This is a genomic window from Cetobacterium sp., assembly GCF_051658645.1.
In the GTDB taxonomy this organism is placed as follows: Bacteria; Fusobacteriota; Fusobacteriia; order Fusobacteriales; family Fusobacteriaceae; genus Cetobacterium_A.
On the sequence record NZ_JBOFMZ010000044.1, the window covers coordinates 1 to 15,337 of the forward strand.

The following is a 15,337-nucleotide window of genomic DNA, read 5'->3' on the forward strand; positions in this document are numbered from 1 at the left end:
CAACGAGGACAAGAGATATTATTAATATACATAGTTAAAAACTGCTCCTTTCTTGGGGGGAATATTGGTTGTTTGAATAACTATTATACCTCAAAGGATTAGAGTAGTTTCAATAATTTTTAAGTTAACAGAAACAATAATTTTTTAGGGGGATTCATTGATGAAAAAAGTTACAAAAGCTGTTATACCTGCAGCTGGTTTAGGGACTAGAGTTTTACCTGCAACAAAAGCTCAACCGAAAGAAATGCTTGTTATTGTTGACAAACCATCATTGCAATATATTGTAGAGGAGCTTGTAGAATCTGGAATTACAGATATTGTTATTGTTACTGGAAGAAATAAAAATTCTATTGAAGATCATTTCGACTTTTCTTTTGAGCTTGAAAATACTCTTCAAAGAGATGGTAAAGTAGAGCTTTTAAAAAAAATTGATGATATTTCAAGTATGGCTAATATTTATTATGTTAGACAAAATCATCCTTTAGGTCTAGGGCACGCTATTTTAAAAGCAAAATCATTTATTGGTGACGAACCTTTTATTATAGCTCTAGGAGATGATATTGTTTATAATCCTGGTGCTCCTGTTGCTAAACAACTAATTGATGTTTATGAAAAATATGGTTCTAGTGTTGTTGGAGTACAAGAAGTAAACAACGATGATGTATCTAAATATGGAATTGTTAAACCTTCAACTATTCTTGATAAGAATACAGTTGAAATGGTAGATTTTATTGAAAAACCTTCATTAGAAGAAGCTCCTTCTAATTTAGCATGTCTTGGAAGATATCTTTTAGATGGTGATATTTTTAAATACTTAGAAGCGACTATTCCTGGAAAAGGTGGAGAAATACAACTTACTGATGCAATTTTACAGATGCTAAACGACAATAAAAAAGTTCTAGCACATACTTTCGAAGGTAAAAGATATGATATCGGAAATAAAATTGGCCTTTTAAAGGCTAATATCGAATTCGGACTTAGAAATGAAGAAACTAAAGATGACCTTATGAAGTATTTAAAAGAGGAAATCAAGTTTTAATGGAGGTTTTTTTTCATGGCTAAATTATTAAAATTTAATGCAGAAGCACGAAAAAAACTCGAAAATGGAGTTAATATTTTAGCTGATGCTGTTAAAATAACTTTAGGACCTAGAGGAAGAAATGTGGTTTTAGAAAAAGCATATGGACCTCCTCTTATTACAAATGATGGTGTTTCTATAGCCAAAGAGATTGAACTAGATGATCCTTTTGAAAATATGGGCGCTCAACTTATAAAAGAAGTAGCTAGTAAAGCTAATGATGTTGCTGGAGATGGTACAACCACAGCAACTATCTTAGCCCAAGCTATCGTTAAAGAGGGACTTAAAATGGTTTCTGCTGGAGCTAATCCTATTTTTGTAAAAAAAGGAATTGAAAAAGCTACTAAAAAAGCTGTTGAATTACTTATAAGTAAATCTAAAAAAGTTCAATCAAATAGTGAAATTTCACAAGTTGCAGCAATTTCTGCTGGTGATGAAGAAATTGGAATTCTAATAGCTAAAGCTATGGAGAAAGTTGGGGAAACTGGTGTTATAAGTGTTGAAGAAGCTCGTTCATTGGATACTTCTTTAGATGTTGTTGAAGGAATGGAATTTGAGAAAGGATATCTTTCTCCATATATGGTAACTAATTCTGAAAGAATGGAAGCTATTTTAGAGAATCCATATATCTTAATTACTGATAAAAAAATATCTACTATGAAAGAATTACTTCCTCTTCTAGAAAAAACAGTTCAAACATCTAAACCTTTACTTATTATAGCTGATGACTTAGATGGTGAAGCTTTAGCTACACTAGTTTTAAATAAGATTCGAGGTACACTTAATGTAACTGGTGTTAAAGCTCCTGCTTTTGGAGATAGAAGGAAAGCTATGCTCGAAGATATTGCTATTTTAACTGGCGGTATTGTTATTTCAGAAGAAAAAGGTATGAAAATTGAAGAAACTGATTTAGTTCACTTAGGAAGAGCTAAAAAAATTAAGGTTACAAAAGATTCTACTGTTATTATTGATGGATTTAGTAATATTGATGATTTACAAAATAGAGTTTTACAGATTAAAAACCAACTTTCTTTAATTGATTCAGATTATGATAAAGAAAAACTTCAAGAAAGATTAGCAAAACTTTCTGGTGGTGTTGCTATCATTAAAGTTGGAGCTGCTACTGAAGTTGAAATGAAAGAAAAAAAACTTAGAATAGAGGATGCTTTAAATGCAACTAGAGCTGCTATTGAAGAGGGAGTTATCTCTGGTGGTGGTGTTGCTCTTGCTGAAATTGCTGATGAAATGAAAAGTTTTATATTAGATGGAGAAGAGGGGATTGGAGCTGAAATATTAAAAAAAGCTCTAGTTACTCCATTAAAACAGATTGCTATTAATGCTGGTTTAGATGGTGGCGTTGTTTTAGAGAAAGTTAAAAATTTAGCAAATGGATTTGGTTTAAATGCTGCTACTGAAGAATATGTTAATATGATTGATAATGGAATTATTGATCCTACTAAAGTAACTCGTTCAGCTTTACAAAATGCTACATCTATTGCTGCTTTAATTTTAACTACTGAAGTTATTATTGCAAATAAAAAACAACCTATTAGTGAAAATTCAAACTCTAATATGGGGGATAATATATAAGGGGAGGCTTTAAAAATGGATAAATTTACATTAGAAAACTACAACAATTGGTTAAATTCAGATTACATTGATTTACAGGACAGACAGGATTTAGAAAGTATTAAAAATAATGAAAAAGAGATTGAAGATAGATTCTATACAAATCTTTCTTTTGGTACTGGTGGAATGAGAGGAGTTAGGGGAGTAGGCATTAATAGAATTAATAAATATACTATTAGAAAAGCTACCCAAGGTCTTTCTAACTACATTCTTGAGGCTGCTGGTGAAGAAGCTAAAAGTATGGGTGTAGCAATTGCATACGACTGTAGGATTGGTTCTGAAGAGTATGCTTTAAACTCTGCATTAGTTTTAGCTGGAAATGGAATTAAAGCTTATTTATTTAAGTCTTTAAGATCAACTCCTGAACTTTCTTTTGCTGTTAGAGAATTAAAATGTATAGCTGGAATTGTAGTAACTGCGTCTCATAATCCACAAGAATACAATGGATACAAAGTTTACTGGAATGATGGTTGTCAAATTATCGAACCCCAAGCTAGTGGTGTAGTTAATAATGTTAGTAATATTAATTCATTCAAAGATATAAAGCTTATTAGTAAAGAATTAGCTGTCCAAAATGGTCTTCTTCATTATATTTCAGAAGAAATGGATACTAATTTTATTGAAGCTGTTAAAACTCAAATTATTCATAATGAAATTCCTGGCAAAGATGATTTTAAAATAGTTTATTCTCCATTACATGGAACTGGTGGAAGACCTGTAAAAAGAGTTTTTGAAGAAACTGGATTTAAATCAATCTATATTGTTCCTGAGCAAGAAGCCCCTGATGGAAACTTCCCTACATGTTCTTATGCAAATCCAGAAGATCCTGCTGTATTTAAGCTTAGCATTGAATTAGCTGATAAAATTGGTTCTGAAATTTGTATGGCTAATGATCCTGATGCAGATAGAATTGGAGTTGCTGTAAAAGATGAAAATGGAACTTGGATTTATCCAAATGGAAACCAAATTGGACTTTTGCTAATGAATTATATTTTAGAGAATAAAAAAAATCTACCTAAAAATGGTGCTGTTATATCAACAGTTGTTTCTACTCCGATGCTCGATGATGTTGCAAAAGAGAAGGGAATTCAAATTTTTAGAACTTTAACAGGATTTAAATTCATTGGAGAAAAAATAAGAGAATTTGAAGAGGACAAATATGATGCTACATTCCTTATGGGATTTGAAGAATCATATGGATACCTTGTAGGAACTCATGCTAGAGATAAAGATGCTGTTGTATCAACTCTTCTTATTGCTGAAATGGCTGCTTACTACAACAGTATTGAATCATCTATCTCTAAAGAGTTAAAAAAATTATATGAAAAATTTGGTTACTACAGAGAAGGTATTATTGCTGTTACTAAAAAAGGAAAAGATGGAGTTGAAGCTATCTCTAAAATAATGTCAAGTCTAAGAACTAATATCAACAAATCTTTAATTGGACAAAATGTTATTTCAAAAAGAGATTTTAATACTGGATACAATGGTTTACCTAAATCTGATGTTGTTCAATTTGTATTAGAAGACAATACATATATAACTGCTAGACCTTCTGGAACAGAACCAAAAATCAAATATTATTTCTGTGTTGTTGGAACAACAGAAAAAGAAGCTGATGAAAAATTAGCAAAATCTATGAAGGCTTTCGAAGCTTTTGTTGATTAAACCTTGGAGGAACTTATGCTTAGTGGAATGTATATACATATTCCTTTCTGCTTAAATAAGTGTAACTACTGTGACTTTTTATCTTTCAAATCTACTCTAGAAGAAAGAAATAAATACGTAGATTCACTTATTAAAGAGATTGAAATGTATCCTAAATTACCTCTTGAAACAGTTTATTTTGGTGGGGGTACTCCCTCTTTACTAACACCTGAACAAGTTAGTAGAATTATATCCAATTTAAATTTAAAAGAGGGCGCTGAAATTACTCTTGAAGTTAATCCTAAAACAGTAAACTTTGAAAAGTTTAAACTTTTCAAAGCTGCTGGGATTAATAGAGTTAGTATTGGCATTCAAAGTTTCAATGATGAAAAACTGAAGCTTCTAGGTAGATTGCACTCTTCTTCTGAAGGAGAAGAAGCTTTTTTTCTAGCTAGAAAAGCTGGGTTTGATAATATTAGTTTAGATTTAATGTTCTCTCTACCAAATCAAACTTTAGAAGATTTAAAAAGTGATTTAAACCATCTCTTCTTATTGAAGCCTGAACACTTTTCTATCTACTCTTTAATTTGGGAAGAGGGAACAAATTTTTTTGAAAAACTAAAAGCAGGAATATACAAAGAGACTGACAACGATTTAGAAGCTTCTATGTATGAAACAATTATTGAATCTGCTCATAATAATGGATACATTCATTATGAAATTTCTAATTTTTCTTTACCGCAAAAAAGAGCTATACACAATACTAAATATTGGAAAAATGAAGAGTATTTTGGTATTGGTATTGGTGCTTCTGGTTACTTTGAAAATATTAGATACAAAAACATCTTAAATTTTCCTGAATATTATGGTAAAATACTTAATGGTGTTAAACCAATCTTAGAAGAAGAATTTGTCAACAAAGATGAAAAAGAAATTTATGAATATATTTTAGGTTTAAGAATTATACCAGATGGAATTATTCCAAGAGGAAAATATATAGATATTTGTGATAAATTAGTTCAAGATGGGTTTTTGTTAAAAAACTCTTTAAAATATACTTTATCTCAAAAAGGTGTTCTTATGGCCAATGATGTTTTTGATAAATTTATTTAAATATTAGGAGGACTTTGTGAGCATTTCAGAAAATATTAACAATATCACACTTGATATAAAAAAATACTCGCCACATCCTGAGAAAGTTAATTTGATTTCTGTAACAAAATATGTTAATACTACAATTATAAAAGAAGTTTTAGAAAGTGGTGCATATCTTTTAGGTGAAAACAAAGTACAAGTTTTAACTAAAAAATATGAAGATCTTCTCCATTTTAATTTAAAACATGAATGGCATTTTATTGGAAATCTTCAAAAAAATAAAGTTAAATATATTGCTTCTTTTATAGATATGATACATTCTGTTAATAAACTTTCTCTAGCTTTAGAGATTAATAAAAGAGCTCAAGAGCACAATAGAAAAATTGATGTGTTAATTGAAATTAATTTATTTGAAGAAAATAATAAAGAAGGATATATTTATACTGATTTTTTAAATGATATTCCTTTTCTTTTAGAGTTAAAAAATATAAATATTAAAGGATTTATGACTATGGCTCCATACAATTATAATGATGACTTAATTAGAGATGGATTTAAAAAATTAAGAGAATTAAAAGATGAACTAAATATTCTTTATTTCAATGATACATTAACTGAACTCTCTATGGGCATGAGTAACGATTATAAAATAGCTCTAGAAGAGGGTGCAACTTTTATAAGAATTGGTACTAAAATATTTGAGTAATTACGGAGGTTTAAATGAAAATTAATAAATTTAAAAATTCTTTTAGAGATTTTACTGATAGTCTTGGACTTACATTTGATCCAGAAGAAAATGAAGAGGACGTGATAGTTACTGCACCTATTACTTCTAATACTCTTGAAAAACCAGGTTTTCCTTTTGATAATGTAGTTATTAAAGAAGAGGTTAAAAAACCTACTCAAAATACAGCAGAAGAAAATTGCCAAACTATATTTGTTAATCCTAAGAGTTTTGGTGAATGTAGAAAAATTGCAGATTATATAAAGAATGATAAAGTGGTTACACTAAATCTAGAAAATGTACATGGAAAAGATGCTCAAAGAATAATTGATTTCTTAAGTGGGGCTATTAATATAAAAGAAGCTAAATGGATTCCTATTAGTAAAAATGTATTTACATCTGTTCCTAAAAATATCAACTTCCTTTATGACGGAAGAAATGATTTAAAACAAAATACTTTTTTAGATATTGACCACGAATAATTGATGGAGGTTAATAAAATGAAAGCATTAGCACTTTTTTCTGGAGGACTTGACAGTGCTCTAGCAATAAAAATTGTAAAAGATCAAGGGATTGAAGTTATTGCCCTTAATTTTGTTTCTCACTTCTTTGGTGGGAAAGATGAAAAAGCCGAGAATATGGCAAAACAACTTGGAGTTCAATTAGAGTATGTTAACTTTAGTCATGTACATACTGAAATTTTAAAAAATCCAGTACATGGACGTGGTAAGAATATGAATCCATGTATAGATTGTCATGCATTAATGTTTAAAACTGCTGGAGATCTTCTTAAAAAATTTGGAGCTTCTTTCATTATATCTGGTGAAGTTCTTGGTCAAAGACCTATGTCTCAAAATTATCAAGCTTTAGAAAAAGTTAAAGCTCTTTCACCTGGTCTTGAAAATCTTATTGTGAGACCATTATCAGCTAAACTTTTACCTGAAAGTGAACCTGAAAAATTAGGATGGGTTGATAGAACTAAACTTCTTGATATTGAAGGAAGAAGTAGAAAAATACAAATGGAATTGATGGACAAATTTGGTCTTGTAGATTATCCTACTCCTGGTGGTGGATGTCTTTTAACTGATCCTGGCTATTCAAAAAGACTTCGAATTTTAGAGCAAGATGGTCTTCTAGAAGATGAGTATTCTAATTTATTCCATCTTCTAAAAGTTGGAAGATTCTTTAGATTTGAGAAAGGAAAATATTTAATTGTTGGAAGAGAAGAAAGTGATAATCTTAAAATAGATGAACTTAAAACTTTCGGTTCTTTATTTATTAGAGGAAAAGAAGTCCCTGGACCACATATTCTTGGTTTTGGTGAGCTTTCAGAAGAAGAAATTGAATTCTCTCTTAATCTTTTCTCTAGATATTCTAAAATTAAAGGTCATGAAGAAATTACTTTCCTAATGAACAATAATGATATCACTATTCCAATTGTTGATCTTGAATCTCTTGGAAAAAAAATAAAAGAATACCAAATTACAATGTAATTTTAACAGCTAAGATTTTTCTTAGCTGTTTTTTTAAATTTATTATAAGGAGAGCAAAAATTTATGTATACTATTAAAAGTGTTTCTGAAATTGTAGGTCTTTCTTCTCATACCATTAGATATTATGATAAATGTGGATTGATGCCATATGTTGCTAGAAATAAAAATGGTGTAAGAGATTTTACACAAGATGATATCTTTTGGATTGAGATTATCAAATGTTTAAAAAATACAGGTATGAAAATTGAAGATATTAGATTAATCGTTGATTTAAGTTTAAAAGGTGATCATACTAAAGATGAAAGAAAGAACATTCTTTTAGAACATAGAAAGAAAATTCTTGAAAAAATTCAAGATCTAAATAATAATTTAAAAAAATTAGACTTAAAAATTGAATGGTATGAAAATAATTCAACTAATTGTAAATAATATATTGACTTCGAGTTGACTCTAAGGTTTATAATCTTATTAACTAATAATAGGAGGTCGATTTCATGTTAAATTTTAATTTTTATAACCCTACTCACATTGTTTTTGGTAAAGATACTTTAGACCAATTAGATTCTTTAGTTCCTAAAAATGCTAAAGTTTTAATTACTTTTGGTGGTGGTTCTGTAAATAGGTTTGGAACTCTTGATAAAGTTATTCAAAATCTTCCCGAAAGAGAGATATTTCAGTTTGGAGGAATAGAACCAAATCCACAATATGAGACTCTTATGAGAGCTGTTGATATTATTAAAGCTAAAAATATTGATTTTCTTCTTGCAGTTGGTGGTGGCTCTGTTATGGATGGTACAAAATTTATAGCTTTAGCATCAAAATATGATGGTAATTGCTTAGATTTGTTAACTCCTGAATTTAATTTAGCTCCTGTTGACTCTGCCATTCCTATGGGAACTGTTGTGACTCTTCCAGCTACTGGTTCTGAAATGAATAATGGAGCTGTAATCAGTCATAAAAATTTAAAGGTTCCAGTTTTTAGTATGTTTACTTTCCCTAAGTTCTCTATACTTGACCCAACTTTAACTTTTACACTTCCAGTAACTCAAGTTGCTAATGGAATTATAGATACATTTATCCATACAGTTGAACAATATGTTACATTTCCCGCTGATGCTAGATTCCAAGATAGAACTGCTGAAGGGATATTAAAAACTTTAATAGAAATTGGAAAAACTACAATAGAAGAACCTACAAATTATGATGCTCGAGCAAATCTTGTTTGGTGTGCTACTATGGCTTTAAATGGATTAATTGGTGCTGGAGTTCCACAAGATTGGACTACTCATATGATAGGTCATGAGGTTACTGCAATGTTTGGTATTGACCACGCTAAAACTCTTGCTATTTTACAACCAGCTATTTGGGAAGTAAGAAAAGAAAAAAAGAAAGCTAAACTAATTCAATATGCTGAACGTGTTTTAAATATCGTTGAGACTAATGATGATTTAAAAATTGAACTAGCTATCGAGAAAACTCGTTTATTCTTTGAAGACCTTGGAGTAAAGACTCATCTTTCAGATTATGGAATAACAGAAGATAAAATAGAAAACCTTATTAAAGCTTTAGAGAATAATAACAGAACTGCTCTTTCTGAAACAGAGGATTTAACTTTAGAAATTAGTAGAGAAATTCTTAAAAAAGCATTATAATATTACTAGAGGCTGAGAATGTATTCTCAGCCATTTTTTAAAGAGGTGATAATTTTGAAAATAGATTTAATAAATGAAGCTCATCGATGCTTAAATTGTAAAAAACCACTTTGTAAAATACACTGTCCTATCTCAACGGATATACCACATATTATAAATCTGTTTAAAGATAATAAAATATCTGAAGCTGGTGAAGTATTATTTTACAACAACCCTTTATCTATATTTTGTTCTATTGTTTGTCCTCATGAAGAACAATGTAAAGGACATTGTATTAAAGGTATTAAAGATACTCCTGTAGATTTTCCACTTATTGAAAAAGAAATTTCTTCTCAGTATCTTTTAAATCTTCCTACAAAGAAAAAAGAAAAAAATAATATCAATGTTGCTATTATCGGTGGTGGACCTGCTGGTATAACTTCTGCTATACTTTTAGCCAAAGAAGGATTTAACGTAACTATATTTGAAGCTTTTTCTAAACTAGGTGGGGTTTTAAGATATGGAATTCCTGATTTTAGATTATCTAGGGAACTTATAGATACTTTTGAAGAATATCTTTTAAATCTTGGAGTTAAAATAAAATATAATACTTTAGTTGGACCGACACACACTATTCAAAATTTAAAGGATGATGGTTTTAAATATATTATTATTACAACAGGTGTTTGGAATCCAAAACCTATGAGAATAAAAGGAGAAACAAAAGGAGATATTCATTATGCTATAAACTATTTGGTCTCTCCTGAGTCTTATAGGCTCGGTAAAAGAGTTTTGGTTATTGGCGGTGGCAACGTTGCTATGGATGCTGCGAGAGTTGCTAAAAGGTTCGGTAGTGACGTTACAATCATGTATCGACGTGCTCAAGAAGATATGCCCGCTACTAAAGTTGAAATAGCTGAAGCTAAAGAGGATGGAATAGATTTTAAATTTTATTACTCTCCAAAAGAAATTTTAGATGATACAATGGTATTCTTGAGAACAGAATCAAAAATTGATGAATATGGTAAAAGAAACCTTATTACTTTAGAAGATAGTGATATTGCTATTTCTTATAACTCAATTATTGTTGCTGTTAGCCAAGGACCTAAAAAAAATATTGTTTCATCTGAAGATAGAATCAGTACTGAAAAATGGGGAACTATTGTTGTTGATGACAATTTTGAGACTACTTTAACTAACGTATTCTCATGTGGAGATGTTGTTACTGGTCCTAAAACTGTCGTTGCTGCTGTCAATGATACTAAAAATATGGTCAATAATATATTAAGAAAAGAGAAATTGATTTAAATCAATTTCTCTTTTTTCTATTTGAATATTAAAGTTTATTGTACTCTTCTAAAGCTCTTCTCAGTATAATCATTGAGTTTTCTATATCATCAACACTTGTACAGAAAGAGAATCTAACTTCATTTTCACCTTTTCCAGCGGTTTGATAAAATCCAGGACCTGGTGCTAATAATAAAGTTTGATTTTCATATGAATAATCTGTTAATAACCATTTTGCAAATCTCTCTGCATTATCTATTGGTAATTTTGCAAATGCATAAAATGCTCCATGCGGTTTGTAACAAACAACACCTGGAATTCTATTTAGATAAGAGAATAATAAATCTCTTCTGTTTTGATATTTCATTCTTACATCTTCTAAATAATTATCCATTGTATTAATTAAATTAGCTGCTGCATGTTGTTCTATTGTTGAAACACAAAGTCTAGCTTGACTAAACTTCATTATGCAATTCATCAATTCTATATTTTTACTAGCTATAAGACCTATTCTAGCTCCACAAGCACTATAGTGTTTTGATATACTATCAACCAATATAACTCTATCTTCTACATCTTCTAATTGCATAAAAGATGTATATGGAATATCATCATATACAAATTGTCTATATACTTCATCTGCTATTATAAATATATCTTTTTCTTTCGCAATTTCTGCTATCATTCTTATTTCATCTTTAGTATAAACAGTTCCAGTTGGATTTACTGGATTTGATAACATTATTGCTCTTGTTTTTTCATTTATTAGAGATTCTATTTTTTCTTTTGATGGTAAATGAAAACTTGTTTCAATTGTTGTTTCAATTGGTATTACCTCTGCTCCTGCAAGTTGACAAAAACTTGTATAATTTGAATAAAAAGGCTCTGGTATTAAAACATTATCTCCTTCATTACAGACAGCCATCAAAACGAAAAGTATAGCTTCACTTCCACCTTGAGTTATTAACAAATCTTTTTCTTCTATGTTTATTCCCATCTTTTGATAACTTTTAGCAAAACTTTCTAAGAGTTGTGGAATTCCTTGAGAATGTGAATATTTCACAATTTTTTCTTTATAATTATGTAACCCTTCAAAAAATGAATCTGGTGTTACTACATTGGGCTGTCCTATGTTTAACTTGTATACTTTTATTCCTTTTTCTTCTGCTGCATCAGCTAGAGGAATCAATTTTCTTATTGGTGAAAAATTCATTTCTAGTGCTTTTTTTGATAATTTCATTTTGATTCTCCTTACTTTTTTACTATTTTCCCCAAGTATCTGGAGCTTTATTCCACTTTAATGCAACTTTTGCATCTTCTGAATCAATATAATTCTCTTCTGTTGCAACATTAATCAATGATGCAAAGTTTGAAAGAGTTGTCCATGGAATTGAATCTTGTTCAAAATTCTTATAAGCTTTTTCAAATTCATATGAGAATATAGCTAAAACTTCTACATCCAAAGCTCCTGCTTCTCTTGCTGCTGCTACAGCTTTTATTGAACTTCCGCCAGTAGAAATTAAATCTTCTATTATTATAACTTTTTTTCCCTCGAATTCAGCTCCCTCAATCTGTCTTCCAGCACCGTGAGCCTTTTTTTCTCCTCTTATATAAGCCATTGGAACATTCATCTCTTGTGCTATAAACGCTGCCCAAGGAATACCTGCTGTCGCTGTACCTGCAACAATATCAAAGTTTTTATCTTTTAAAACTTCTATAAATGCATCTACAACTACTTGTCTTTCTTTAGGAAATCCTATCATTTTTCTATTATCACAATAAATTGGACTTTTAATTCCTGATACAAATGTGAATGGATCCTTAACACTTAACCTAACTGCTTCTGTTCCTAATAATGATTTTGCTATATTCTTCTCTCTAGACATTTTTATAACTCACTCCTTCTCCAATTTTTTCTATAAAGTTTTTTCCATCATAAACTAATTTACCTCTAACTATAGTTGAAAGTACTTTTCCCCCTCCAACAATTCCATCGTAAGGTGTCCACGAACACTTTGAAACTATATCTTTATTCTTAATAGTTTCTTTAGCTGTTGTATCTACAACTACTAAATCAGCATCATATCCTATTTCTAATTTACCTTTATTCTCTATTCCAAATATTTTTGCTGGATTTTTTGACATAATATTTTGTAAAGTTTTCATATCTAATTTTTTATAGAGTTCTTTTAACATTAATTCTAATGAATTTTCAACTCCTGGAATTCCATATGTAACTTTCAAATTTTTCTCTTCTAAAGTATGTGGTGCATGATCTGTTCCTATAGTATCTATAGTTCCGTCTTGTAAGCCTAACCAAAGTGCTTCATTATCTGATTTTTCTTTTAATTCTGGTTTCATCATTAGCAATGAATTCGCCATAGATGAATTAAGAAATAAATGGTGTGGTGCTACTTCTCCATATATCTTTAACCCTTCTTTTTTAGCTGCTCTTAATTTTTCTACTTCACTTTTTTTTGATAGATGGCAAAGATATAATGGGGTTTTAAATCTTCTAGCTAAATCTATTGCTCTATCTACCATTTCTTCTTCAGCATGAACTGAAACTATTTTTGATTCTTTAAAAAGATTTTCTAAAACTTTATCTTCTTCTACTAACATATCACCTGTTGACATATTCAGAAATATTTTAGTTGAAGCTACTCTATTTTTAACTTTTCTTATCTCGCCACTATTGTCTAACTTACTTCCTCCAAAATGAAATCCATAATCAACATAACTCCTATTCTTAGAGTTCATCTCTTTATCATCTAATATTTTCTTTGTTGTTGTATTTGGTACTGTATTTGGCATATCTATAAATGTTGTTACTCCACCTTTAGCACAAGCTTTACTTCCAGTTTCAAAATCCTCTTTATAACAAAGACCTGGATCTCTCATGTGAGTATGAACATCTATAACTCCAGGTAAAACCCAGTTGTTATCGACATCTATAATATCATCAATATCTAACTCTTCTATCTCTGAACAATTATATACTTTAACTATCTTTCCATCAGCTACTAAAATATCTTTTATACTCTCTTTATTTTTGTATAAAACTTTACAATTTTTTAATAACATAAATTTTTTACTCCCTCTTCAATTTCATCTAGAACTTTCTGAGCTGCTAGTACAGGGTTTTCGTTTTTAGTAATTGGTCTTCCCACAACTAAATAATCACAACCATTTAACATTGCATCTTTAGGAGTCATTATTCTTTCTTGATCATCAGCAACAGACCACTTTGGTCTAACTCCTGGACAAACTGTTTTAAAGTTTTGACCACATAAATCTTTTATTGCTTTTGCTTCCCAAGGAGAACAAACTATTCCATCCATTCCTGAGTCTTTAGTTAATTTAGCTAAATTTAAAGCTAAATCTTTTAACGAAAGTTCACTTTGGAAAGTTTCTTTTAATCCCTCTTCTGAGAAACTAGTTAAAATTGTTACAGCTATTGAAAGAATCTCTGGATTTATTTCCTTAACTTTTTTAGCTACTGATTCCATCATAGCTTTTCCCCCACTTGCATGAACATTGAACATAAATACATTTTGTTTTGCTGCAAATAATGATGCCATTGTTGTTGTATTTGGAATATCATGAAACTTTAGGTCTAAAAAAACTTTCTTTCCTTTTTTAGTTAAATAATCTACCATCTCTCCTTTTGAGTTTAAAAATAGCTCTAATCCAACTTTATAAAATGAAATTGTATCGCCTAAAATCTCAACTATATTTTTTGCATCCTCTATGTTTGAGTAATCCAATGCAACTATTAATCTATCTTTAATATTCATTTTATCCTCCTTCAGTTTATGTATTTACTATTTTGTGTGTGCTGCTCCTATTATTTCTCCGATATTATCTAGTCCATTTTCTTCACAAAACTTTTCTAATCCATCTTTTATTTCTAGTGGTAAAATTGGATTTGTAAATAATCCTGTCCCTAGCGATACCATTGTTGCTCCTGCCATCATAAATTCTATTGCATCTTCTGTTGATGATATTCCACCCATTCCGACTATCGGTATATTTATATTTTGATATACTTGATATACCATTCTTAACGCAACTGGCTTTACTGCTGGACCAGAGAATCCTCCAAAAGTATTTCCTAATACAGGTGCTCTTTTTTTGATATCTATTGCCATTCCTAATAATGTATTGATTAAAGAAACTGCATCAGCACCATTCTCTTCTACAACTTTTGCTATATGTGCAATATCAGTTACATTTGGTGATAGTTTTACTATTAGAGGTTTTGTAGTCACTGCTCTTACTGCTTTTGTTACTGCTCCAGCTACTTCTGGTTTAGCTCCAAATGCCATTCCACCATCTTTTACATTTGGACACGAAATATTTAATTCAATCATATCAACTTCTGGAATCTTCTCAACTCTTTTAGCTATCTCTATGTAGTCTTCTATAACTTTACCATTTATATTTACAATTATAGGTGAATTTATTCCTGAAGCTTTGATCTCTTTTACAATAACATTTTCAAAATAATCAATTCCTGGATTTTCAAGTCCTACACAATTTAACATTCCACCTGGAGTTTCTGCTATTCTTGTTCCATAATTTCCATCTCTAGGTTCCATAGTTATTCCCTTTACAACTATTCCACCTAAAACATTTGGATCAAAATATTCTTTATACTCTAATCCAAATCCAAAACAACCTGATGATGTTACCATTGGATTTTTGAAATCTTTCCCTAAAAAGTTAGTTTTTAATCTATTCATTTTACTCA

The 15,337-nt window shown here is 29.9% G+C and carries 15 protein-coding genes; 10 read left to right on the forward strand and 5 right to left on the reverse strand.

What is annotated here, in order from left to right; all coding sequences use genetic code 11:
- Positions 1 to 160: 160 nt before the first annotated feature.
- From galU to ACRCZX_RS04380, 10 genes are all read left to right on the forward strand, one after another.
- Positions 161 to 1,039, forward strand: a complete 879-nt coding sequence (gene galU / locus ACRCZX_RS04335) for a UTP--glucose-1-phosphate uridylyltransferase GalU (RefSeq protein WP_438581716.1) — start codon at positions 161 to 163, stop codon at positions 1,037 to 1,039.
- Between the two features lie 15 nt (positions 1,040 to 1,054).
- Positions 1,055 to 2,668 (forward strand): chaperonin GroEL, encoded by a 1,614-nt coding sequence (gene groL / locus ACRCZX_RS04340; RefSeq protein ID WP_438581717.1) that lies wholly within the window; start codon positions 1,055 to 1,057, stop codon positions 2,666 to 2,668.
- A 15-nt stretch (positions 2,669 to 2,683) separates the two neighbouring features.
- Entirely contained in the window at positions 2,684 to 4,375 is a 1,692-nt protein-coding gene (locus tag ACRCZX_RS04345; protein ID WP_438581718.1) for a phospho-sugar mutase, read from the forward strand.
- A gap of 15 nt (positions 4,376 to 4,390) precedes the next feature.
- Positions 4,391 to 5,467 (forward strand): radical SAM family heme chaperone HemW, encoded by a 1,077-nt coding sequence (hemW, locus tag ACRCZX_RS04350; protein WP_438581719.1) that lies wholly within the window; start codon positions 4,391 to 4,393, stop codon positions 5,465 to 5,467.
- 16 nt (positions 5,468 to 5,483) lie between these two features.
- Complete coding sequence (locus ACRCZX_RS04355; protein ID WP_438581720.1) at positions 5,484 to 6,155, forward strand: YggS family pyridoxal phosphate-dependent enzyme; 672 nt, start codon at positions 5,484 to 5,486, stop codon at positions 6,153 to 6,155.
- A 14-nt stretch (positions 6,156 to 6,169) separates the two neighbouring features.
- Complete coding sequence (locus ACRCZX_RS04360) at positions 6,170 to 6,655, forward strand: cell division protein SepF (protein ID WP_438581721.1); 486 nt, start codon at positions 6,170 to 6,172, stop codon at positions 6,653 to 6,655.
- An 18-nt stretch (positions 6,656 to 6,673) separates the two neighbouring features.
- Positions 6,674 to 7,666, forward strand: coding sequence for a 7-cyano-7-deazaguanine synthase (locus ACRCZX_RS04365; RefSeq protein ID WP_438581722.1), 993 nt, complete (start codon positions 6,674 to 6,676; stop codon positions 7,664 to 7,666).
- A 63-nt stretch (positions 7,667 to 7,729) separates the two neighbouring features.
- Positions 7,730 to 8,095: a MerR family transcriptional regulator gene (locus ACRCZX_RS04370; RefSeq protein WP_438581723.1), complete on the forward strand. Its 366-nt coding sequence runs from the start codon at positions 7,730 to 7,732 to the stop codon at positions 8,093 to 8,095.
- 65 nt (positions 8,096 to 8,160) lie between these two features.
- Positions 8,161 to 9,318: an iron-containing alcohol dehydrogenase gene (locus ACRCZX_RS04375; protein WP_438581724.1), complete on the forward strand. Its 1,158-nt coding sequence runs from the start codon at positions 8,161 to 8,163 to the stop codon at positions 9,316 to 9,318.
- Positions 9,319 to 9,372: 54 nt separating this feature from the next.
- Positions 9,373 to 10,605 (forward strand): NAD(P)-dependent oxidoreductase, encoded by a 1,233-nt coding sequence (locus ACRCZX_RS04380; protein ID WP_438581725.1) that lies wholly within the window; start codon positions 9,373 to 9,375, stop codon positions 10,603 to 10,605.
- Between the two features lie 28 nt (positions 10,606 to 10,633).
- On the opposite strand, the gene ACRCZX_RS04385 is transcribed toward ACRCZX_RS04380, so the two are convergent.
- From ACRCZX_RS04385 to ACRCZX_RS04405, 5 genes are read right to left on the reverse strand one after another with little or no spacing between them, the layout of a single operon-like run.
- Positions 10,634 to 11,824 carry a pyridoxal phosphate-dependent aminotransferase gene (locus ACRCZX_RS04385; RefSeq protein WP_438581726.1) on the reverse strand — a complete coding sequence of 397 codons (1,191 nt, stop codon included), beginning with the start codon at positions 11,822 to 11,824 and terminating at the stop codon, positions 10,634 to 10,636.
- A 22-nt stretch (positions 11,825 to 11,846) separates the two neighbouring features.
- Complete coding sequence (gene pyrE, locus ACRCZX_RS04390; protein WP_438581727.1) at positions 11,847 to 12,470, reverse strand: orotate phosphoribosyltransferase; 624 nt, start codon at positions 12,468 to 12,470, stop codon at positions 11,847 to 11,849.
- Entirely contained in the window at positions 12,463 to 13,668 is a 1,206-nt protein-coding gene (locus tag ACRCZX_RS04395; protein WP_438581728.1) for a dihydroorotase, read from the reverse strand. Before ACRCZX_RS04395 ends, pyrE begins: the two co-directional genes overlap by 8 nt.
- Positions 13,659 to 14,381: an orotidine-5'-phosphate decarboxylase gene (pyrF, locus tag ACRCZX_RS04400; RefSeq protein WP_438581729.1), complete on the reverse strand. Its 723-nt coding sequence runs from the start codon at positions 14,379 to 14,381 to the stop codon at positions 13,659 to 13,661. Before pyrF ends, ACRCZX_RS04395 begins: the two co-directional genes overlap by 10 nt.
- Before the next feature lie 27 nt (positions 14,382 to 14,408).
- Positions 14,409 to 15,329, reverse strand: a complete 921-nt coding sequence (locus ACRCZX_RS04405; RefSeq protein WP_438581730.1) for a dihydroorotate dehydrogenase — start codon at positions 15,327 to 15,329, stop codon at positions 14,409 to 14,411.
- Between the last annotated feature and the right edge of the window lie 8 nt (positions 15,330 to 15,337).